The organism is Pantoea sp. S61 (assembly GCF_016625145.1).
GTDB classification, from domain to species: domain Bacteria; phylum Pseudomonadota; class Gammaproteobacteria; order Enterobacterales; family Enterobacteriaceae; genus Pantoea; species Pantoea rwandensis_B.
In genome coordinates, this window is record NZ_JACVUO010000019.1 from 1 (window position 1) to 19,789 (window position 19,789).

Annotated in this window: 18 protein-coding genes; 4 read left to right on the forward strand and 14 right to left on the reverse strand. The window is 55.0% G+C overall.

Annotated features, from left to right (window positions below):
* Window positions 1–208: 208 nt before the first annotated feature.
* The 7 genes from mglC to IAE30_RS24720 form a co-directional block, all read right to left on the reverse strand.
* Entirely contained in the window at window positions 209–1,219 is a 1,011-nt protein-coding gene (gene mglC / locus IAE30_RS24690) for a galactose/methyl galactoside ABC transporter permease MglC (RefSeq protein WP_038645867.1), read from the reverse strand.
* Between the two features lie 18 nt (window positions 1,220–1,237).
* On the reverse strand, window positions 1,238–2,758 hold the full coding sequence (mglA, locus tag IAE30_RS24695) for a galactose/methyl galactoside ABC transporter ATP-binding protein MglA (protein WP_034824907.1): 1,521 nt from the start codon (window positions 2,756–2,758) through the stop codon (window positions 1,238–1,240).
* Window positions 2,759–2,828: 70 nt separating this feature from the next.
* The gene (gene mglB / locus IAE30_RS24700; RefSeq protein WP_045813605.1) at window positions 2,829–3,824 is read right to left on the reverse strand and encodes a galactose/glucose ABC transporter substrate-binding protein MglB; all 996 of its coding nucleotides are present in this window, start codon (window positions 3,822–3,824) and stop codon (window positions 2,829–2,831) included.
* 304 nt (window positions 3,825–4,128) lie between these two features.
* Entirely contained in the window at window positions 4,129–5,169 is a 1,041-nt protein-coding gene (gene galS / locus IAE30_RS24705; protein WP_038645861.1) for an HTH-type transcriptional regulator GalS, read from the reverse strand.
* A gap of 141 nt (window positions 5,170–5,310) precedes the next feature.
* Window positions 5,311–6,471, reverse strand: a complete 1,161-nt coding sequence (yeiB, locus tag IAE30_RS24710) for a DUF418 domain-containing protein YeiB (protein ID WP_038645858.1) — start codon at window positions 6,469–6,471, stop codon at window positions 5,311–5,313.
* Between the two features lie 49 nt (window positions 6,472–6,520).
* Window positions 6,521–7,186, reverse strand: coding sequence for a GTP cyclohydrolase I FolE (gene folE / locus IAE30_RS24715; protein WP_038645856.1), 666 nt, complete (start codon window positions 7,184–7,186; stop codon window positions 6,521–6,523).
* 125 nt (window positions 7,187–7,311) lie between these two features.
* Window positions 7,312–8,442: a YbfB/YjiJ family MFS transporter gene (locus tag IAE30_RS24720; RefSeq protein ID WP_038645853.1), complete on the reverse strand. Its 1,131-nt coding sequence runs from the start codon at window positions 8,440–8,442 to the stop codon at window positions 7,312–7,314.
* Window positions 8,443–8,546: 104 nt separating this feature from the next.
* Between IAE30_RS24720 and IAE30_RS24725 the strand changes: the two genes are divergently transcribed.
* From IAE30_RS24725 to fghA, 3 genes are read left to right on the forward strand one after another with little or no spacing between them, the layout of a single operon-like run.
* The gene (locus IAE30_RS24725) at window positions 8,547–9,458 is read left to right on the forward strand and encodes a LysR family transcriptional regulator (RefSeq protein ID WP_038645851.1); all 912 of its coding nucleotides are present in this window, start codon (window positions 8,547–8,549) and stop codon (window positions 9,456–9,458) included.
* A gap of 46 nt (window positions 9,459–9,504) precedes the next feature.
* Window positions 9,505–10,629, forward strand: a complete 1,125-nt coding sequence (locus IAE30_RS24730) for an S-(hydroxymethyl)glutathione dehydrogenase/class III alcohol dehydrogenase (RefSeq protein ID WP_038645848.1) — start codon at window positions 9,505–9,507, stop codon at window positions 10,627–10,629.
* A 12-nt stretch (window positions 10,630–10,641) separates the two neighbouring features.
* Entirely contained in the window at window positions 10,642–11,484 is an 843-nt protein-coding gene (fghA, locus tag IAE30_RS24735; RefSeq protein ID WP_045832827.1) for an S-formylglutathione hydrolase, read from the forward strand.
* Window positions 11,485–11,625: 141 nt separating this feature from the next.
* Here the strand turns inward: fghA and IAE30_RS24740 are convergent, their stop codons facing one another.
* The 6 genes from IAE30_RS24740 to IAE30_RS24765 form a co-directional block, all read right to left on the reverse strand.
* The gene (locus IAE30_RS24740) at window positions 11,626–12,414 is read right to left on the reverse strand and encodes an ABC transporter ATP-binding protein (RefSeq protein ID WP_045813610.1); all 789 of its coding nucleotides are present in this window, start codon (window positions 12,412–12,414) and stop codon (window positions 11,626–11,628) included.
* Window positions 12,414–13,493, reverse strand: a complete 1,080-nt coding sequence (locus IAE30_RS24745; protein WP_038645841.1) for an iron ABC transporter permease — start codon at window positions 13,491–13,493, stop codon at window positions 12,414–12,416. Before IAE30_RS24745 ends, IAE30_RS24740 begins: the two co-directional genes overlap by 1 nt.
* Before the next feature lie 173 nt (window positions 13,494–13,666).
* On the reverse strand, window positions 13,667–15,133 hold the full coding sequence (locus tag IAE30_RS24750) for an amino acid permease (RefSeq protein ID WP_200681157.1): 1,467 nt from the start codon (window positions 15,131–15,133) through the stop codon (window positions 13,667–13,669).
* A gap of 137 nt (window positions 15,134–15,270) precedes the next feature.
* On the reverse strand, window positions 15,271–16,137 hold the full coding sequence (gene yieE / locus IAE30_RS24755) for a DNA-binding transcriptional regulator YeiE (RefSeq protein ID WP_200681158.1): 867 nt from the start codon (window positions 16,135–16,137) through the stop codon (window positions 15,271–15,273).
* A gap of 9 nt (window positions 16,138–16,146) precedes the next feature.
* The gene (locus IAE30_RS24760) at window positions 16,147–16,524 is read right to left on the reverse strand and encodes a YkvA family protein (protein WP_200681159.1); all 378 of its coding nucleotides are present in this window, start codon (window positions 16,522–16,524) and stop codon (window positions 16,147–16,149) included.
* A 120-nt stretch (window positions 16,525–16,644) separates the two neighbouring features.
* On the reverse strand, window positions 16,645–16,962 hold the full coding sequence (locus tag IAE30_RS24765; RefSeq protein WP_038645835.1) for a hypothetical protein: 318 nt from the start codon (window positions 16,960–16,962) through the stop codon (window positions 16,645–16,647).
* A gap of 230 nt (window positions 16,963–17,192) precedes the next feature.
* Here IAE30_RS24765 and nfo point away from each other — a divergent pair, with 230 nt between their 5' ends.
* Window positions 17,193–18,038, forward strand: coding sequence for a deoxyribonuclease IV (gene nfo / locus IAE30_RS24770; RefSeq protein ID WP_038649994.1), 846 nt, complete (start codon window positions 17,193–17,195; stop codon window positions 18,036–18,038).
* 51 nt (window positions 18,039–18,089) lie between these two features.
* Here nfo and fruA read toward each other — a convergent pair whose 3' ends face one another.
* Complete coding sequence (fruA, locus tag IAE30_RS24775; protein ID WP_200681160.1) at window positions 18,090–19,784, reverse strand: PTS fructose transporter subunit IIBC; 1,695 nt, start codon at window positions 19,782–19,784, stop codon at window positions 18,090–18,092.
* Window positions 19,785–19,789 lie beyond the last annotated feature (5 nt).

Sequence of the window (19,789 nt, forward strand, 5' to 3'; positions counted from 1 at the left end):
CCACCCCGCACCCGCCCTTCACACACCACACCAAGGCCTCAATACTCAGCCACTCAGCCACTCAGCCACTCAGCCACTCAGCCATGCTGACATAAACAAAAAAGGCTGCCTTATCTGAAATGGCAGCCTTAACTGTACTTAGCCCTAATTGACATTCATCCCGCTATCAATAAGGCCCTTTGCTGTGATGTGTTGCTGTGTGTCAGTCTTATTTTTTACGTGCGTACTTCAGTGAATCCAATGCGACGGCGAAGATGATGATGCCGCCCTTGATGATGTATTGCCAGTAAGGGTTCACGCCGATATAAGTCAGACCGTAGTTGATAACGGTGAAGATAATCACACCGGTCACCACGCCTGCCACGGTACCCACGCCACCTGCAAATGACACGCCGCCAACCACGCAAGCCGCAATCGCATCCAGCTCATACATAAAGCCGAGGTTGTTAGTGGCACTGCCGATACGGCCCGCTTCCAGCATACCGCCGAAGGCGTAAAACACACCTGACAGCGCATAGACCAGAATCAGGTTCAGCGGCACGTTAACACCTGAAACACGTGCAGCCTCAGGGTTGCCACCGATAGCGAAAATGTTCTTACCGAAGCGCGTCTTATTCCACAGAATCCAGACGAAGATAATGGCGATAAACGCGTAGAAGGTGATGAATGACAGCTTAAAATCACCGAAACGCAAGAAGCCCTGGGCAAAGGTGGAGAAGCCAGAGTCAAAACCAGCAACCGGTGAAGCACCAACGAAGTCGTAATACAGCGAGTTGATGCCGTACACGATAATCATGGTGCCCAACGTGGTGATAAACGGTGTCACCTTCAGATAGGCAATGATCACGCCGTTCACCAGGCCAATCACTCCACCGATGATGCACACGGTCAGAATCACCAACGGAATCGGAACCGTGTCCAGATGTGGGAACACCTTGTTGGCATTATCCATCGATTGCAGCAAGGTAGCCGCCACCACCGCGGCCAGACCGACCTGGCGTCCGGCTGACAGGTCAGTACCCTGCGTCACGATCAATCCGGCCACGCCCAGTGCAATAATAATACGCACCGAAGATTGGGTCAGAATGTTACTCAGGTTCATCAAACTTAAAAACGTCGGATCCTGGAAAATAATAATTGCCAGCAGTACCAACAGGACAACGTAAATGCCGCCCTCTTTTAACCAGGTTAGCGCATTCTTTTTAGTAGTCGCTTTCATGTTAATGCCCTTGCTTCATTAAAGGTGTAATGACGCTAAACGCAGGATTTCATTCTGCGAGGTCGTTTTGGTCTCGACAATGCCCGCTACCAGGCCATTACTCATCACTAAAATACGATCGGTAATTCCCAGCAATTCTGGCATTTCAGAAGAGATAATAATGATCCCCTTCTCTTTCTTCGCCAACTCAGAAATCAACTGATAAATTTCGAACTTAGCACCGACGTCAATACCGCGTGTCGGTTCATCCAGCATCAGAATTTCCGGCTGAGTTAATAACCAACGACCAATAATAACTTTCTGCTGGTTACCACCGGAAAGCGAACCAATTTGCGTATGATGACCCGGCGTTTTCACGCGCATTGAATCAATCACCCACTGGGTATCACTCTTCATGCGCTTATTATCAAGCAAACCCATGCTGGATTTATATTTCTTAATATTGGAAATAAGCGAGTTAAAACCAATATCCAGATAGGCATAAATCCCGGTTGAACGACGCTCTTCCGTCACCAGCGCAAAACCGTGGTTAATGGCTTCATTCGCGCTGTGGTTATTGATCGCTTTACCGTGCAATTTGATGGTACCGCCCGACTTCTCACGAATCCCAAACAGGGTTTCAACGATGTCAGTACGCTTCGCACCCACCAGGCCGGCAATGCCCAGAATCTCCCCTTTGCGCAGGTCAAAAGAGATATCGCGGATCGACGGTTGACGCAGCGAAGTTAAATGGCGCACCTCAAGAATGGTCTCACCCGGCACGTTGGTTTTGTCCGGGAAGCGCTGATTCAATGAACGACCGACCATCATGGCGATGATCTTATCCATATCCAGCCCTTCCAGCGGCTGGGTGGCAATCCATTGTCCATCACGTAAAATCGTAATCTCATCACACAGCTGGAAAATCTCTTCCATTTTGTGCGAGATATACACAATACCGCAGCCACGATCTTTCAGCTTACGGATAATAGTGAACAAGTGATTCACTTCTTTTTCGGTCAACGATGACGTCGGCTCATCCATAATGACGATTTTCGCGTCATAGGAAAATGCCTTGGCAATTTCAATCATCTGCATCTGCGAAACAGAAAGATTGGCCACTTTATCACGTGGATCGATATCAATATCTAATTCATCAAAGATCGCTTTGGTATCGCGATACATTTTATCCTGATCAACAAACACACCTTTGCGTGGATAGCGGCCAAGCCACATGTTATCCATCACGTTGCGCTGTAATACCAGGTTTAATTCCTGATGCACCATTGAAACGCCATTCTCTAGCGCTTCCTTGGAACTTTTATAATCAATCTCTTCACCCTGAAACAGGATGCTCCCCGTATCCTTTTTATAAATACCAAACAGGCATTTTAATAATGTGGATTTTCCGGCGCCGTTTTCGCCCATTAAGGCATGGACTGAGTGCGGCCGCACTTTCAAATTCACATTATCTAAGGCTTTCACCCCTGGAAATGATTTCGAGACATTCGTCATCTCCAGCAGATATTCACGCTGTGCGGTCGGATTCTCACTGGCCATAATTTACCTGGCTAAATAAAACGTGGGTCAGATGCAATAAGGCGCGGCGTTATGCCGCGCCCGGTACGTATTACTTCACAAACTGAGACAGGTTTTCTTTATCGACTGGTACGTAAGGAACACGTACGATTTTGTTTTCCATCTTGAAGGTCGTACCCGCAGTTGGCTCTTTGCCATCGGCCAGGTTCTTCGCGATATCAATGGTGGCTTTCGCCTGGTTTTCCGCATCGTTCAGCACGGTACCGGCCATCGCACCGGATTTCACCAGCGCCAGCGCTTCTGGCAGCGCATCCACACCAAACACCGGAATGCTGGTTTTGTTGTGTGCTTTCAGGGCTTCGACTGCGCCCATTGCCATCGCATCGTTGTTAGCAATGATCACTTCAATTTTGTTGCCGTTCGGGCCAGACAGCCAGGCATCAACTTTATCTTTTGCCTGCGCGGTATCCCACATCGCGGTATCCATCGCCAGCTGCTGAGTTTTGAAACCGTCGGTGTTCAGGGTTTCGATCACGTATTTGGTACGCGCTTCAGCATCCGGGTGGCCTGGCTCGCCTTTCAGCAGAGCAAACTGAATCTGACCATCTTTGTTCAGATCCCAGGCTGGAGTCGCTTTCCAGTGCTTCTCAATCAGTTTGGCCTGGATGATGCCTGACTCTTTAGAGTCGGTACCCACGTAGTAGGCTTTTGGGTAGCTGGCCAGCACTTTGGCATTCGGCTCTTTGTTGAAGAACACGACTGGCACATCATTCGCTTTCGCTTTGTCGATCACCACTGCCGCAGCAGCAGGGTCAACGAGGTTGATTGCCAGCGCTTTCACGCCTTTGGCCATCAGTACGTCAATCTGGTCGTTCTGGGTAGACTGGCTGTTCTGCGAGTCATTCATCAGCAACTGGATGCCGCCCAGTTTTTTGGCTTCGCTATCTATGTCTTTGCGAACCATAGACATAAAGTTGTCGTCGTATTTATAAATTGTCACGCCAATGCGGGTATCGGCGGCGTGCGCAGTTGCACCAAACATCATGCTGGCAACCAGTGCTGTGAGCGTGAAAACCTTCTTATTCATGGTATCTCCGGTTTTTTATGTAGGGCATATCATCGCGCTGTGCTGCCTGCGGGCAACCAGCGCAGTCGGTTCAAACTCATTTATGGGGCGGACGCGTAACGCAAAGCCGGGCCACCATCGCTATCCTGACTTCCCTGTACGTAAACGCTTCCTGAAGAGTGTTGTGAACTATTTCAATCGGCTACTGAAACCTGACCGGGGAAGGAGAACCCGGCGTTACATGATGTTTCAGTCCGGTAAGACGCTGCCATCATAGTGAGCGCCATGTTAATTAACTGTGAATGTAATCACAGATTGGAAACGGTTACACAGCGCTATCGCCCGAATTAGTGACCGACTCCACAATTTGCCGCTGAGCGACCGAATGGCGGCGTACCAGGGTCGGCATAAAGCAGTGGGTGGCATCAGGATCGAGTTCTCCGGCTGCGCCCTTCAGCGCCAGCTCCGTGGCCAGTTTTGCCATGGAAACAATAGGATAGCGTACGGTTGTCAGCTGTGGATCGGTGTAACGTGAGATGGGAATATCATCAAAGCCGATGACGGAGAAGTGCTGTGGCACCTGAATACCATTGTCTTTCAATGCGGTTAGGGCACCGGCGGCCATGCCGTCACAGTAGGAGAAGATGGCGGTTAAATGCAGGTTACGACCCAATAACTCCACCATCGCTGCTTCACCGCCCTGCATATCCGGTTCACCATGGGCAATCCAGGACTCCTGCGGGCGAATCCCCTGCTCTGACAGGGCCTGCAGCCAGCCTTCGCGGCGTTGTGTGACATCTTCAATCGGGTGGCTGGAGCTAAGATAGCCAATGCGTTGATGACCCTGTTGTAACAACATGCGCGTAGCCATCAGAGATCCCGTTACATTATCGAGGCAGACACAGCGATGCTCATAACCCGGAATAGTGCGGTTTATCAACACCATACCTGGAACCTGGTCCATAAAATGAGTCAGTTCAGCGTCTGAAAGCGTTTTCGCGTGGACCACTAAAGCGTTACATCGTTGGCGGATCAGCACCTCAATGGCATGGCGCTCTTTCTCTTCCTGGTGCCAGGAGTTGCTGATCAATACGTGTTTGTGAACACGCTGTGCCACGGTATCTACCGCTTTCACTAATGCGCCAAAGAAGGGATCGGATACGTCCATCACCACCACGCCGATGGTGTCACTGACCTGGGTGGCCAGTGCCTGCGCATTGGCGTTAGGGCGATAACCCAACGCTTCCACCGCCTGTAGCACGGCTTCGCGGGTATCAGGGGTAACTGCACTGCTGTTATTGAGCACACGCGACACGGTGGCTACTGATACACCGGCCTGACGGGCGACATCTCGAATCGTTATCATGCAGCTGTTCCACAGAGGAGAAAATGCGCGACAAGCGCGTAACGGCGCTATTTTGTCAGGGCATTTTGTTCAGCTGCGTGAATCACGTCACACGGATGAAAACGGTTACATACAAATCTGCAACCTTTGTGATGAACATCATTATCTGATGCGGGAGGAAGGCTCCGTCTTACCAGCGGCGAGACGCGTGAGTTTGCGCCAAATCCACTCCATCGGCCCCTGCGGGAAAAAGCGCAGCCAGAGCACTGAAAACAGGATATTAACCAACCAGATAACCGGGACCAGTGCCAGCAAATGCAGGCGATCAAACTTGAGGAACAGATTGAAACGGTAGAACAGCGTGGTACAGATCAAGGTCTGCAGCAGATAGTTACTGAGCGCCATGCGGCCAACGCATTGCAGCGCATAGCTGAAACGCGTGACACCAATTTGCGGCCAGAAGCCAAAGCAGAGCGCCGCATAACCGAGGCTGATAAACGGGCTGGCAAGATCGCGCGGCACCTGCAACAAAAAGCCGCTCCAGCGGAATTCCCAGCCCAGCAACCACTGCGCCACAATGCCGGGGATGGCAATCAGCCAGCCGATCGTCAGCAGCAGCGCGGCCGAGCGGCGATAGTGCTGCACGCTGAACTCCCCTTTCAGCCAGCCGCTGCGCATCAACGCCGCGCCAATCAGCATCAGTCCCGCCAGCTGCCAGCCGTACTGCGCGGCGAGTGCCATCAGGCTGGAGGAAAGATGATCAAGACGGTTCTGAATCGCCTCCCAGCCGCCGACCAGTTTCCAGTAGCTTTCATACTCGATATCGGCGGCACCCGGCAGCCACGATCGCCCCGGTTCAGGACTGGAAATGCTCCAGAACACCAACAGCACGCCGCAACCAATCAGGTAGAGCAACACGCCAGTTTGCAGCAAAGCTTTGTCGGAGGGCACTTCACGCAGCATCCGCCAGATAATCAGCCCGGTCAGACCATAATCCAGCAGGATATCCCCTTCCCAGAAGAAGATGCTGTGAATGAAACCCAGCAGCACCAGTAACGTCAGGCGCGCCGACATCCAGCGACTGCCGCGTGGGATTTGCAAATACAGCCCGCCGCCGAACAGCAGCGCAAACAGCGTGAGGAATTTCAGCTGCGCCAGGCCATCCATCATCGCCCAGGTCCAGGCATCGGAAAATGAAACAGCGCCCTGCCACGCCGGGTTGAGATAGGCTGCCGAAGGCAAGCCAAACCCTACGATATTGAGCAACAGAATGCCGAGAATGGCGCAACCACGAATGAAATCCAGCGCAAGATAGCGTTGCATCGAGTGACCTGAAGGAGAGAAAACGGGCGGCAATAAGCCGCCCAAAGGATTAGCTGTGACGCACCGCGCGTAAGAACTCCTGGCGCGTATTCTGGCTGGACTTGAACAACCCACCCAGCGATGTGGTGGTGGTGGCACTGGTGGCATCTTGCACGCCACGCGCTTTCACACAGTAGTGCACCGCATCAATCGACACCGCCACGTTGTTGGTGCCAAGCAACGTTTGCAGCGCCACCAGCACTTGCTGGGTCAGACGCTCTTGCACCTGTGGCCGCTGGGCAAAGAACTGCACAATGCGGTTGATCTTCGACAGACCAATCACTTTCTCTTTCGGGATGTAAGCGACGGTGGCTTTTCCGTCGATAATCACGAAATGGTGCTCACAGGTGCTGGTCAGGGTGATATCACGCACGGTGACCATCTCATCGACCTTCATCTTGTTCTCGATGACGGTGATTTTCGGGAAGTTGGCGTAATCAAGGCCAGAGAAGATCTCGTCCACGTACATCTTGGCGATGCGATGTGGCGTCTCCATCAGGCTGTCATCTTCCAGATCCAGATTCAGCAGCTGCATGATTTGGGTCATATGACCGGCGATTTCACGCTTGCGGGTTTCGTCATCCATTTCGCGCACCGGGGCGCGTAACGGCGTTTCCAGGCCACGCGCCAGCAGCGCTTCGTGAACCAGGGCGGCTTCCTGACTTAAGGTGCTCATCGTACTCTTTCTCCGGCAGGTGATGCGCCCGCAGATCGTCGCCTGCGGGGGAAATTCTGAGCGCGTATTGTGAAACACAACGCGCGCGTAATCCAGCAATCAATCCAATCGGAGATGAAAGCTTTTCATGGTGCCGAACGGCGCAGCACCAGTAAGCCTGCCAGAATCAGCGCGCCACCGGCGACCCACAAGGCCGGATCGAGGCGGTGCCACAGCAAGCTGGAGATCCATGACAGCAGCGGCCCGCCTAATTGCCCAACCGCGTAGCCGGTAGTCAGCAGCCCGGCCAGATAGCGCGCGTGATGCGGCGCCAGCTCACGGCCGTATTGCAGCGTCAGTTGCACCACGCATAAGAACCCGCCGCCGACTAACAGCGCGCTAATTAACAGTCCATCCAACCCTGGCAGGACAATCGCGGAGATGACGCCCAAAGCCTGCGCCCAGAGCACCACTGCCAGTCGCAGATGGCTGCTGCCCCAGCGCCGCGTCAAAATGCCGAGCACGATGCCAATCACCGCCGCGCCGCCAAACACCGGCCAGACAAACTGCGCCAGCGCACTGTCCGGGAAACGCGCGGCGGTCATCTGCGACAAGAAGGTTGCGGGCAGAATGTAGCCGAAGCCCGCCAGGCTGTAGCTCAGCACCAGGCGTTTCAGATTACCATTGAGCACCAGCGGCGCAGGTGCCTGATCGGGTCGATGTAACTGCCCGCTGCGCGGTAAAAAGCGCGCAATGGCAGCGATAAACAGCAACGCCAGCAGGCCATAAGCCGCCCAGCCTAATGCCGCGCTGGCACCACTGGCATGCAGCGCCACCGCCAGCATACCGCTGAGGAATATGCCGGTGCCCGGTCCGGCAAACACCGCCGCCGACAAGCCCGGTCGCCCATGATGCAGCAGCTGCTCGTTGCTCCACGCGGCGATCAGTACCATCGCCCAGCCGCTGGCACCGCCAATCACGAAGCGGATCAAGCCGTGCAGCCACGGCCCGCTGACGCAGGCAGACAGCAGCGTCAGGATCACCGCGCCCCAGACACCCAGTTGCAAACGCCACTCCACACGCTGGTGAGCACGCATGGCATCGAAGGAGCCACACAGGTAACCAAGATAGTTGAGCGCCGCCACCAGACTGGCGCTGGTCAGGGTAAGCTGATGGTCCTGAATCATCAGCGGCACCTGCGGGGTGAAAGCAAATCGCCCAATCCCCATGGCAACCACTAAACTTAAAAACGCGCTCAGCGCGACACGAAACGCCATTCCCACTCCCGTTCAGATTCTTTTAGCACTTGTTATTAGCATGCATGACGATTACACTCACGAAAAGTGAATAATATTAACCAAGTTGTTTACGGAAAGAGAATATGGATTTAGTACAACTCCGCATGTTCTGTTCTGTGGCCGAAACCGGTTCGCTGGCGCGCGCCGCGGAGCTATTGCATCGCGTGCCCTCCAATCTCACCACCCGTTTGCGCCAGCTGGAAGAAGAGATTGGCGTCGACCTGTTTATCCGTGAGAAGCAGCGTATTCGACTGTCGCCAATGGGCCACAATTTCCTGAATTATGCTCAGCGCATCCTCAGCCTGAGCGATGAGGCGCTGAATATGGCCCGTGCCGGGGAACCGGGCGGGAACTTTGCCTTCGGTTCGATGGAGAGCACCGCCGCGACCCGTCTGCCCGGCCTGCTGGCGGCTTATCATCAACGATTTCCCAACGTGGCGCTATCGCTGGTCACCGGCACCTCGGGCGACATCATCGATAAAGTGCGCGCCGGTACGCTGGCGGCCGCGCTGGTGGATGGCCCTGCCACCCATGACGATCTCAATGGCTGCATCGCCTTTCGTGAGGAAATGGTGCTGATCACCAGTCTCGATCACGACCCGATTACCAGCGCCCGCGACACGCAGCATGACACTTTGTTTGCCTTTGGTAACAGCTGTTCGTATCGCACCAAACTGGAGTCCTGGTATCGCGAAAGCCAGACCTCACCGAAAAGCGTGATGGAGATTCAGTCTTATCACGCCATGGTGGCGTGTGTGGCAGGCGGCGCGGGTGTGGCGATGATTCCGGCGTCGGTGCTGACGCAAATGCCCGGCCGCGCCCGCGTGCAGGAACATGCTCTGCCACCCGCTTATCGCGATACCGCCACCTGGCTGATGTGGCGACGCGACGCCTTCACGCCCAACGTGGAAGCGCTGAAATATTTGATTATTGAAATGTTTGACGACCGCCCACTTAACGATGAGTTGCTGCACCCGCTGCAAACCGCTGAGTGAGTTTTTAATTTTAAGTAAATCACGACATCTGAAGAAGAGGGATTGCATGAACATGATTAAAACCCGCGCTGCCGTTGCCTGGGCAGCGGGCGAACCGCTGAAAATCGAAGAAGTGGATCTGATGCCACCGCAGAAAGGTGAAGTGTTAGTGCGCATCGTCGCCACCGGCGTATGCCACACCGATGCTTATACCCTGTCAGGTAAAGATCCTGAAGGCGTGTTCCCGGCAATCCTCGGTCACGAAGGCGGTGGCGTGGTGGAAGCCGTGGGCGAAGGCGTGACCAGTGTGGCGGTGGGCGATCACGTGATCCCGCTTTACACCCCAGAGTGCGGCAAATGTAAGTTCTGTCTGTCAGGTAAAACCAACCTGTGTCAGGCCATCCGCTCCACTCAGGGTAAAGGTTTAATGCCAGACGGCACCACCCGTTTCTTCAAAGACGGTCAGCCGATCTTCCACTACATGGGCACCTCAACCTTCTCTGAGTACACCGTGGTACCGGAAATCTCACTGGCAGTGATCAGCAAAGAAGCGCCTCTGGAAGAAGTGTGCCTGCTGGGCTGCGGCGTGACCACCGGTATGGGCGCTGTGATGAATACCGCCAAGGTGAAAGAAGGCGATACCGTGGCGATCTTCGGCCTCGGCGGCATTGGTTTGTCGGCGATCATTGGCGCGAAGATGGCAAAAGCCGGTCGCATCATCGGTATCGATCTCAACACCAGCAAGTTCGACCTGGCGCGCAAACTGGGTGCAACCGATCTGATCAACCCGAAAGATTACGACAAGCCGATTCAGGATGTGATTGTTGAACTGACCGACGGCGGCGTGGACTTCTCCTTTGAATGCATCGGTAACGTCAACGTGATGCGTTCCGCGCTTGAGTGCTGCCATAAAGGCTGGGGCGAGTCTGTGATTATCGGCGTGGCCGGTGCGGGTGAAGAGATCGCCACGCGTCCGTTCCAGCTGGTGACCGGACGCGTTTGGCGCGGTTCAGCGTTTGGTGGCGTGAAAGGTCGCACCCAGCTGCCGGGCATCGTGCAGGATTATCTGGACGGCAAGTTCGCGCTGAACGATTTCATCACCCACACCATGCCGCTGGAAGAGATTAACGACGCCTTTGATCTGATGCACGAAGGGAAATCTATTCGTTCGGTTGTGCATTTTAACAAGTAAAAAGGAGGCGTTATGGCATCCACTCTGGAACTGCTGGAAGAACATCGTATCTTCGGCGGCTGGCAGCAGCGCTGGCGTCATCAGTCGGCGGTGCTGAACTGCCCGATGACCTTCAGCATTTTCCTGCCGCCACCGCAGGATGACACGCCGCCGCCGGTGGTGTGGTTTCTGGCCGGACTGACCTGTAGCGACGAGAATTTCACCACCAAAGCCGGTGCACAGCGTGTTGCCGCTGAGCTGGGTCTGGTGCTGATAATGCCGGACACCAGTCCGCGCGGTGACGAAGTGGCCAATGACAGTGGTTACGATCTCGGTCAGGGCGCAGGTTTCTACCTCAACGCCACGCAGCAACCCTGGGCGGCGCACTATCGTATGTTCGATTATCTCAGTGAAGAGTTGCCAGCCCTGGTGGCGGGCAACTTCAAGGTGAGCGATCGTCAGTCGGTAATGGGCCATTCGATGGGCGGCCATGGCGCGCTGGTGCTGGCGTTGCGTCAGGGTGGCCGTTTTGCTTCGGCTTCCGCGTTCGCACCGATTGTGAATCCAACTGAAGTACCGTGGGGACAAAAAGCGTTCAGCGCCTATCTGGGTGAAGATCGCCAGACGTGGCGCGAATGGGACAGTTGTTTGCTGATGCGCGAAGTGGAACAGCGTTTGCCGATTCTGATCGATCAGGGGGATAGCGATCAGTTCCTCGCCGATCAGTTACGTCCGGAGCGCCTTGAAGCAGTAGCGCGTGAGCAGGGTTTCCCGCTGGAGCTGCGTGTACAGCCGGGTTACGACCACAGCTACTTCTTTATCGCCAGCTTTGTCGAGGACCATCTGCGGTTCCACGCGAAGCATCTGTTGGTATAAATCACGCCAGTTGATGTAGATAACAGTAAGGGCGCACCCGGTGCGCCCTTTTTGGCTATGGCTGACGGCGATTGGCTAAAGCCGCACCGACATTTATCTTCAGCCTTTCCTGATGTTGAGCTTTAGCGTCTTTTGCGAGGTTTAAGCCAGCGATTCCGCCACTAAACCATCGATCATCACCTGCGGCATGCCCTGCGAGCAGTGTTCAATACGCCCACGCACGCCATACACCTGCGCCAGCGTGTCCGGCGTGATCACCTGCGACGGCTCGCCGTCAGCCAGCAGAGTGCCCTCTTTCAGCATCAACGCATGATCGGCATGACGCAGCGCGATGTTGATATCATGCACCACCACTACCGTGACGATATTGCGCAGGCGGGTTTCGCGGCGCACCAAATCCATTACATGGAACTGGTAATTAAGATCGAGCGCACTCAGCGGCTCATCCAGCAGCAGCAATTCAGGACGGCGAATCAGCGATTGCGCCAGGCCCACCAGCTGTTTCTGACCACCGGATAGCTGATCGAGATAACGCATCGCCAGATGAGCAATACCCAACTGCTCCAGCAAGTGCATGATCTCGGCTTCACTCGACGCGCTGTGCAAGCCACCGGACGCACGCTGCGCCACGATAATCGATTCCAGCACATGCAGATGCACGCCCGCCGGTAAGCTTTGCGGCAGATACACCACGCGCTGCGCACGGCGTGCAAACGGCTGGGTCATTAACTCTTCGCCGTTCAGCCACAGCTCGCCCTGCCCTTTGTTCAGGCCTGCCAGCGCACGCAACAGCGTCGATTTACCGCAGCCGTTCGGGCCCAGCAGCACGGTGATTTTGCCGCGCGGCAGTGCCGGGACGTTGAGATCTTCAATGACTTTACGCTTCGGATAACCGGCGTAGAAATGGCTGAGACGTAAACCCTGTTCCATTACACCGTCCCCCGATGACGCAGAATGATACTCAGGAAGAACGGTACACCGACCAGCGAGGTCACAATCCCGACGGGGATGATCACCCCTGGAATCAGGTTCTTCGACGCCACCGAGGCCAGTGACAGCACCAGCGCACCGACCAGCGCACTGGCTGGCAGATAGTAGCGATGATCTTCACCAAACATCATGCGGGCGATATGCGGTGCCACCAGGCCAATAAAGCCAATCGGGCCGACAAAGGCCACCGCCAGTGCAGAGAGAATACTGATGCGCAGCAGCGTGGCCAGACGCAAGCGACGCACATCGATGCCGAAACTCACGGCACGATCTTCGCCGAGGCGCAGCGCGGTCAGTTTCCAGCTGCTGAGCATCGAGAACGGGATCAGGATGGCGAAAGCCGCCGTGAGCACGCCGAGTTTTTCCCACGAGGCGCGCGCCAGGCTGCCCATGGTCCAGAACACCAGACCCTGCAAGGTATCTTCACTGGCGATGAACTGCATCATCGAGACCAGGGCGTTAAAGGTGAACACCAGTGCGATGCCGAACAGCACCACGCCCGACGTCGACACTTTGGTCCAGCGCGTCACGCCATCCAGCATTAACGCCGCAAACAGCGCAAACACAAAAGCGTTCGCCGAGATAAACCATTGGTCCGGCACGCCGGGAATACCGATGCCGAGAATAATCGCCAGCGCCGCGCCAAAAGCGGCCGCAGAAGAGACGCCAAGCGTAAACGGACTCGCCAATGGGTTATTGAGGATGGTTTGCATCTCAGCCCCGGCCAGACCGAGCGAGAAGCCGACCACCACCGCCATCAGCGCATACGGCAGACGAATATCCCAGACGATCACACGCGTGCCCGCATCCACCGCATCAGGATGAGTGAGCGTTTGCCACAGGGTGTCGAGGGAGAGCCCCGCCGGGCCGAGGGTGAAATCAAGAATCACTGACGCCAGAATCGCCAGTACCAGTACGCCAATCAGCATCAGTCGCTGACGTAATACCTGACGATAGCGCGTCATGGTATCGGCTTCGCGGTGATTTTCCGCCAGCAGCGCGGAATCCGTGGTCTGCATTGTTCTACCTGTTTCTTATCGAAATCATAACGGCAGCCACAATAGTGCAGGTGATAATAATTATCAATTATATCTGTATGACAAAGCCCAAAACGTTGTAACGCGGTTCATCTTTGGCAAAAAAAACGCCGCTAGCCAAAGGCTGCGGCGTGATGTCATACGCGTTTGACGCATTACTCTTTAAAGGTCGGGAATTCCATCTCGCTGTACTTCACGAAGCGCGAGCCACGTGTCAGCTTGTAACCCAGCCAAATCAGCAGGAACAGCGGAATGCCGATGTAGGTCGCCGCCACGCCATACCAGTCAATACGATCTGCCAGAAATGCCTGATAGTTTTGCCCCAGCGTAATGATCAAACAGAGTACGAAGGCGAAAATCGGACCGAGCGGGAAGAAGCCGGAACGGTAAGGAAGCGCCGCTAAATCATGCCCCTGCGCCACGTAACCGCGACGGAAGCGGTAGTGGCTAATCGCAATACCGAGCCAGGCGATAAAGCCGGTCATGCCTGAGGTGTTGAGCAGCCACAGATAGACTTCCTGGTTGCCGAACTTAGAACTCAGGAAACAGAGGCCTGCCACCACGGTGGTCGCAATCAGTGCATTACGCGGCACACCGCCTTTCGACAGTTTGGCAAAAATACGCGGTGCTTTACCTTCCTGCGCCAGGTTGAACAGCATGCGCGTTGAAGCGTACATGCCGGAGTTACCCGCTGACAGCACAGCCGTCAGGATCACCGCATTCATGACCGCCGCAGCTGACAGTAATCCGGCATTCTGGAACACCAGCGTGAACGGGCTGATGGCGATATCGGTAACATCGTTATGCAGCAGTTTCGGATCGGTATACGGCAGAATCAGGCTGATAATCAGAATCGCAAAGATATAGAACAGCAGGATACGCCAGAACACCTGACGCACTGCGCGTGGAATATTTTTCGCAGGGTCCTGTGATTCACCGGCCGCAATGCCGATCAATTCCGTGCCCTGGAACGAGAAGCCGACAATCATCGCCACACCAATCATCGCGGCAAAACCGCCGGCAAAAGGTGCGTCGCCCACGGTCCAGTTATGCCAGCCGGCATTTTCTGCGCCGCGCATAATACCCGCGATCATCAGCACGCCCACCACGATAAAGATGATGACGGTGGCAACTTTGATCAGCGAGAACCAGTATTCGGCTTCGCCGAAGCCTTTGACGGAGATGTAGTTAAGCAGGAACATCAGACCGAGGAACAGCGCGCTCCAGATCCAACCCGGCGTATCCGGGAACCAGTAGTTCATCACAAGCTGTGAAGCCACCAGATCAACGGCGATGGTGACCGCCCAGTTGTACCAGTAGTTCCAGCCCAGCGCGAAGCCGAAACCTTCTTCAACGTATTTAGAGCCGTAGGTGGCGAAGGAGCCGGAGACCGGCATAAAGGCCGCCAGTTCGCCGAGGCTGGTCATCAGGAAGTAAACCATCAGGCCAATTAGCGCGTATGAGAGTAATGCGCCGCCGGGACCTGCCTGAGAAATGGTGGCACCCGAGGCGACAAACAGGCCGGTGCCGATGGAACCGCCAATGGCGATCATGGTGAGATGGCGCGCTTTTAATTCACGGCGCAGCCCAGGTTGTTGTGTTGTTTTTGAGTCATTATGCATGTGTAAACGCTATGCTGGATAAAAATAAGGCGCGATTGTAGCAGCTAACCCCTGGCTGTATAGCATTCACGTCGGGTTATTAGTTACCTTCATAATCAGCGCGAAATTATTAGCCGCTCACGTCTTCACAGCCGCGATTACTCGCGGCAATAGGAGAGGAATCGGCTTAGCGCTTTCGACAAATTCTTCTGCCGATGATGGATGCGATACAGCGTGCGCGTCAGGCGTGGTAACGGCACAGCCACTTCCACCAGCGTGCCCGCCTCCAGCAGATCGCTGATCACTCGGCGCGATAAACAGCTTATGCCCATGCCGTGGCGCACCGCATGTTTGATTGCCTCAGAATTGCCCAGCTCCATGCCGAGTTGAAACTGCGGCAGATGAGACAACAGCAGGTAATCGACAATTTCACGCGTGCCCGAACCGCGCTCTCGCAATATCCAGGGCGCGGCCGCCAGTGATGTTAGCGTGATCGGCTGTTTCAGGATGTCGGCATCGGGTGCAGCAAACACCACCAGCTCATCCTCCAGCCACGCTTCGCTGACGATGTCCGGTTCATGGCAAGGCCCTTCAATCAAACCGATATCCACGCGAAAATCGGCCACCGCGTTAATCGCATCCTGGCTGTTGCCAACGCTGAGTTCGAGCGGCAGCGAGGGGAAATCGCGACGATAGGCGGCGATCATCCCCGGCAGCAGATAGTTGCCGATGGTGCTGCTGGCAAACAAACGAATGGCACCATTATCCTCTTTAAACAGCTGTTCGATCTCGCCTGCCTGTTCCAGCAATCCGACCGCGCGTGGATAGAGCAAACGACCATGCTCGTTCAGGGCCAGTCGTTTGCCGACACGATCAAACAATTGCACCCCGAGCTGGTTTTCCAGATCGGCCAGCGCCGCACTGACGGCAGACTGCGACAGTGCCAGTACCTGCGAGGCCAGAGTGGTTGAACCACTTTTCAGCACTTCGGTAAAGACTTCAATCTGACGCAGCGTGATATGCATGCGCCCTCCTCACATTGCGTAACGCTTCACAAGATAAGCCACCACTGCTAACCAGACGATCACCGTCAGGAAGAATCCTGCCCAGCTGACAATCTTCTTGCCGCGTGCCCGCTGGACATCAGCCCGTTCTGCGCTGCTGATCCGAATTTCACGCGGGAGCAAACGCAGCAGGATGATCACACCCAGAGGGACGATAATGGCGTCGTCGAGCAAGCCGATAATGGGAATGAAATCAGGAATGAGATCGATGGGGCTGAGTGCATAGGCAACAATGCCAAATGCCAGCAGCTTAAACCACAAGGGGGTACGCGGATCGCGGCAAGCAAACCACAGCGTGAGCACATCACGTTTAATTAAGCGTGCCCAGCGGCGCAAGCGCTTCAACATCCCGACTCTTCCTTATTAGTTATACTGGTCAATGTACAATATATTACCAATTTAACTTTTAAACCAGTCAGGTGTCTGCGCAGGCAAGATGCCGCCCTGTGAATGGCGGCCCACTCAGGGTCAGGCTTTCATGCCAATCAGTTCTTCCAACTCGGTGTCACAGGCCGTGAACTCATCAGTAATCGTGCGAATCAGCCAGTCCTGATAACCAAAGTTTTCCCGGCGGGAATAGAGGCATTCAGAGCGGTACAACTTTTTCGGGTCGCTGTTATTGACCCCATAACGATAGAAATGGACCAGCGAGTTGTCGGTATCGGGCACGGCGAGCGTGAAACCGACTGCGCCATGACCATTATAAAAAAGGGTCACTGCGTTGGTTTTACCTAAAGTTAATTTATGGATTACGTTGAATTTTTCATGCTGAAAAGCGGTATCCAAAGTACTTCTATAAGCTGTTTTCATGGTTATAGTTAAAAGTTTCTAATTTGTTAAACTATAGTTAACCAGAAAAAAAGCGCACCTGCCAACTTTGGTAGGTGTCCTGTCGTGCTGGATAAGTGTCTGACCGTGCCCTTTTTCTCCCCGCAGGCAATGCGACATTTCATGGGCGTAGCGCATCCGCTATGATGTGCGCTTTGCAGCAGCAATCGCCCAATCAGGAGAGCGGCATGAAATATATCGGCGCACACGTCAGTGCATCAGGCGGCGTAGACCAGGCAGTTATCCGTGCTCACGAACTCGAAGCCACAGCCTTTGCGCTGTTCACTAAAAATCAGCGCCAGTGGAAAGCCGCCCCGCTTTCAGGTGAAGTGATTGATGCCTTCAAAACCGCCTGTGAGAAATACAACTTCACTTCCGCGCAGATTTTGCCGCATGACAGCTACCTGATTAACCTTGGCCATCCGGTGATGGATGCGCTGGAAAAATCCCGTGAGGCGTTTCTTGATGAGATGCAGCGTGCTGAACAGCTTGGGCTGACACTGCTGAATTTCCACCCTGGCAGCCACCTGAAGCAGATTGAAGAAGAGGCATGCCTGAAGCGCATCGCCGAGTCGATTAATATCGCGCTGGATCAGACCCACAACGTCGTGGCAGTGATTGAGAACACCGCGGGTCAGGGTAGCAATCTCGGTTTTCGTTTCGAACACCTCGCCACGATTATTGAGCACGTCGAAGATAAATCACGCGTCGGCGTGTGTATCGATACCTGCCATGCCTTTGCCGGCGGTTACGATCTGCGTACTGAAGAAGCCTGCGTGGAGACCTTTGCGGAATTTGAACGCATTGTCGGTTTCCAGTTCCTGCGCGGCATGCACCTGAATGACGCCAAAAGCACGCTCGGCAGCCGTGTGGATCGCCACCATAGCTTAGGTGAAGGCAACATTGGCAAGACGGTGTTTAGCTGGCTGATGAAGGATAAGCGCTTCGATGGCATCCCGATGATTCTGGAAACCATCAATCCGGATATCTGGAAAGATGAGATTGCGTGGTTGAAGTCGGAACAACAGGCTTAAAGCAGACAGCAAAAAGGGAGCCGCAGCTCCCTTTTTCTTACCCCGTGAAGATTACGCGGCTTTCGCCAGCTCTTCTTCCGGACGTTTCAGAATCGCGTAACCGAGACCAGCCACTGCGGTACCAATCACAATCGCCATCAGGTAACCCAGCACCGGAGTGATTGCGCCTGGAATCAGCAGCACAAACAGACCACCGTGCGGTGCCATCAGTTTCGCGCCAACCAACATTGAGACCGCACCCGTTATCGCACCGCCGACGATGCAGCAAGGCAGCACACGCATTGGGTCACGCGCTGCAAACGGAATCGCACCTTCAGAGATAAAGCACAAACCGAGCACCAGTGCCGCTTTGCCACCTTCCTGCTGACCTTTGTTGAACTTACGACGCGCAACAATCGTCGCCAGACCCATTGCTAGCGGCGGTACCATACCCGCTGCCATAATGGCCGCCATCGGCGCATAGGTTTGTGAGCTCAGCAGACCGACACCGAAGGCGTAGGCCACTTTGTTCACCGGACCACCCATGTCGGTACACATCATGCCACCGAGGATTGCGCCCAGCAGTACCGCATTGGCGGTGCCCATGTTCGCCAGCCAGTGCGTCAGACCGCTCATGATGCCCGCAACAGGTTTACCCACCACGTAAATCATCAGCAGGCCGGTAATCAAACTCGCCACCAGCGGAATAATCAGGATCGGTTTTAGCGCTTCCATACTTTGCGGCAGTTTGACTTTGCTGCTCAGCAGCTTCGCTGCGTAACCGGCAATGAAACCGGCGATGATACCGCCAAGGAAACCGGCGTTAATGCTGGTGGCGATCATACCGCCAATCAGACCCGGGGTCAGACCCGGACGGTCCGCAATCGAGAAGGCAATAAAGCCCGCCAGCACCGGTACCATCAGCGCAAAGGCACTGCCGCCACCAATCTGCATCAGCGCCGCCGCCAGGGTGCCCTGCTCTTTAAATGCGGTGATACCAAAGGCGAAGGAGAGCGCGATGCTCAAACCACCCGCGACGACCATCGGCAGCATGTAGGACACACCGGTCAGCAGGTGACGATAAGCACCGGCTTTCTCTTTGCTGTCACTTTGCGTGCTGGCCGTCTGGCTGCCGCTCGGCTGATAGGTTTTGGCTTCCGCCTGCGCTTTATCCAGTTCCTGAGCTGTTTTCTTCAGCGCCAGGCTGGTTGAGGTGCGGTACATCGGCTTACCGGCGAACTTCGCCAGGTCCACATCGATATCCGCCGCCACGATCACCAGATCGGCCGCCGCCACTTCTTCTGGCGTGATGGCATTGCCAGCACCCACAGAACCGCGGGTTTCCACTTTCACCCACCAGCCACGTTTGGTCGCTTCTGCCTGAATCGCCTCTGCCGCCATGAAGGTGTGCGCTACGCCAGTTGGGCAAGCGGTGACCGCGACAATGCGTTTCTGACCGGTGCTCTGTGCAGCAACCGGTGCGGCAACCGCCGTAGCGGCCTGCCAGACTTTGGCACTGGCTTTACCCTGATTAATGGCCGCCAGCGGATCGCGCAGCGTCTGCTGCACATCGACCAGTGCCACAGATTTACCTGCCAGCTGTGCATCGTTCGGCACGGCATGGCCAGCTACCAGCACCAGCTCCGCATCGGCCGCGTTGTCGGTCAGCGTCAGGCCAGCCTGTGCGGCAGTCGCGCGCAGACGATCTAAAGCCAGATGTCCTGATGCCAGTCCCAGTGAAGAATCTTTTATCAGCAGCGTTTTCATTATCG

Bases quoted from the DNA above. Each gene is read 5' to 3' on its own strand.
- folE (WP_038645856.1), bottom strand. From the start codon at position 7,186: ATGAGCACCTTAAGTCAGGAAGCCGCCCTGGTTCACGAAGCGCTGCTG.
- IAE30_RS24720 (WP_038645853.1), bottom strand. From the start codon at position 8,442: ATGGCGTTTCGTGTCGCGCTGAGCGCGTTTTTAAGTTTAGTGGTTGCC.
- yieE (WP_200681158.1), bottom strand. From the start codon at position 16,137: ATGCATATCACGCTGCGTCAGATTGAAGTCTTTACCGAAGTGCTGAAA.
- fghA (WP_045832827.1), top strand. From the start codon at position 10,642: ATGGCATCCACTCTGGAACTGCTGGAAGAACATCGTATCTTCGGCGGC.
- IAE30_RS24745 (WP_038645841.1), bottom strand. From the start codon at position 13,493: ATGCAGACCACGGATTCCGCGCTGCTGGCGGAAAATCACCGCGAAGCC.
- mglA (WP_034824907.1), bottom strand. From the start codon at position 2,758: ATGGCCAGTGAGAATCCGACCGCACAGCGTGAATATCTGCTGGAGATG.
- fruA (WP_200681160.1), bottom strand. From the start codon at position 19,784: ATGAAAACGCTGCTGATAAAAGATTCTTCACTGGGACTGGCATCAGGA.
- IAE30_RS24725 (WP_038645851.1), top strand. From the start codon at position 8,547: ATGGATTTAGTACAACTCCGCATGTTCTGTTCTGTGGCCGAAACCGGT.
- nfo (WP_038649994.1), top strand. From the start codon at position 17,193: ATGAAATATATCGGCGCACACGTCAGTGCATCAGGCGGCGTAGACCAG.
- yeiB (WP_038645858.1), bottom strand. From the start codon at position 6,471: ATGCAACGCTATCTTGCGCTGGATTTCATTCGTGGTTGCGCCATTCTC.
- galS (WP_038645861.1), bottom strand. From the start codon at position 5,169: ATGATAACGATTCGAGATGTCGCCCGTCAGGCCGGTGTATCAGTAGCC.
- mglC (WP_038645867.1), bottom strand. From the start codon at position 1,219: ATGAAAGCGACTACTAAAAAGAATGCGCTAACCTGGTTAAAAGAGGGC.
- IAE30_RS24760 (WP_200681159.1), bottom strand. From the start codon at position 16,524: ATGTTGAAGCGCTTGCGCCGCTGGGCACGCTTAATTAAACGTGATGTG.
- IAE30_RS24740 (WP_045813610.1), bottom strand. From the start codon at position 12,414: ATGGAACAGGGTTTACGTCTCAGCCATTTCTACGCCGGTTATCCGAAG.
- IAE30_RS24730 (WP_038645848.1), top strand. From the start codon at position 9,505: ATGAACATGATTAAAACCCGCGCTGCCGTTGCCTGGGCAGCGGGCGAA.
- IAE30_RS24750 (WP_200681157.1), bottom strand. From the start codon at position 15,133: ATGCATAATGACTCAAAAACAACACAACAACCTGGGCTGCGCCGTGAA.
- mglB (WP_045813605.1), bottom strand. From the start codon at position 3,824: ATGAATAAGAAGGTTTTCACGCTCACAGCACTGGTTGCCAGCATGATG.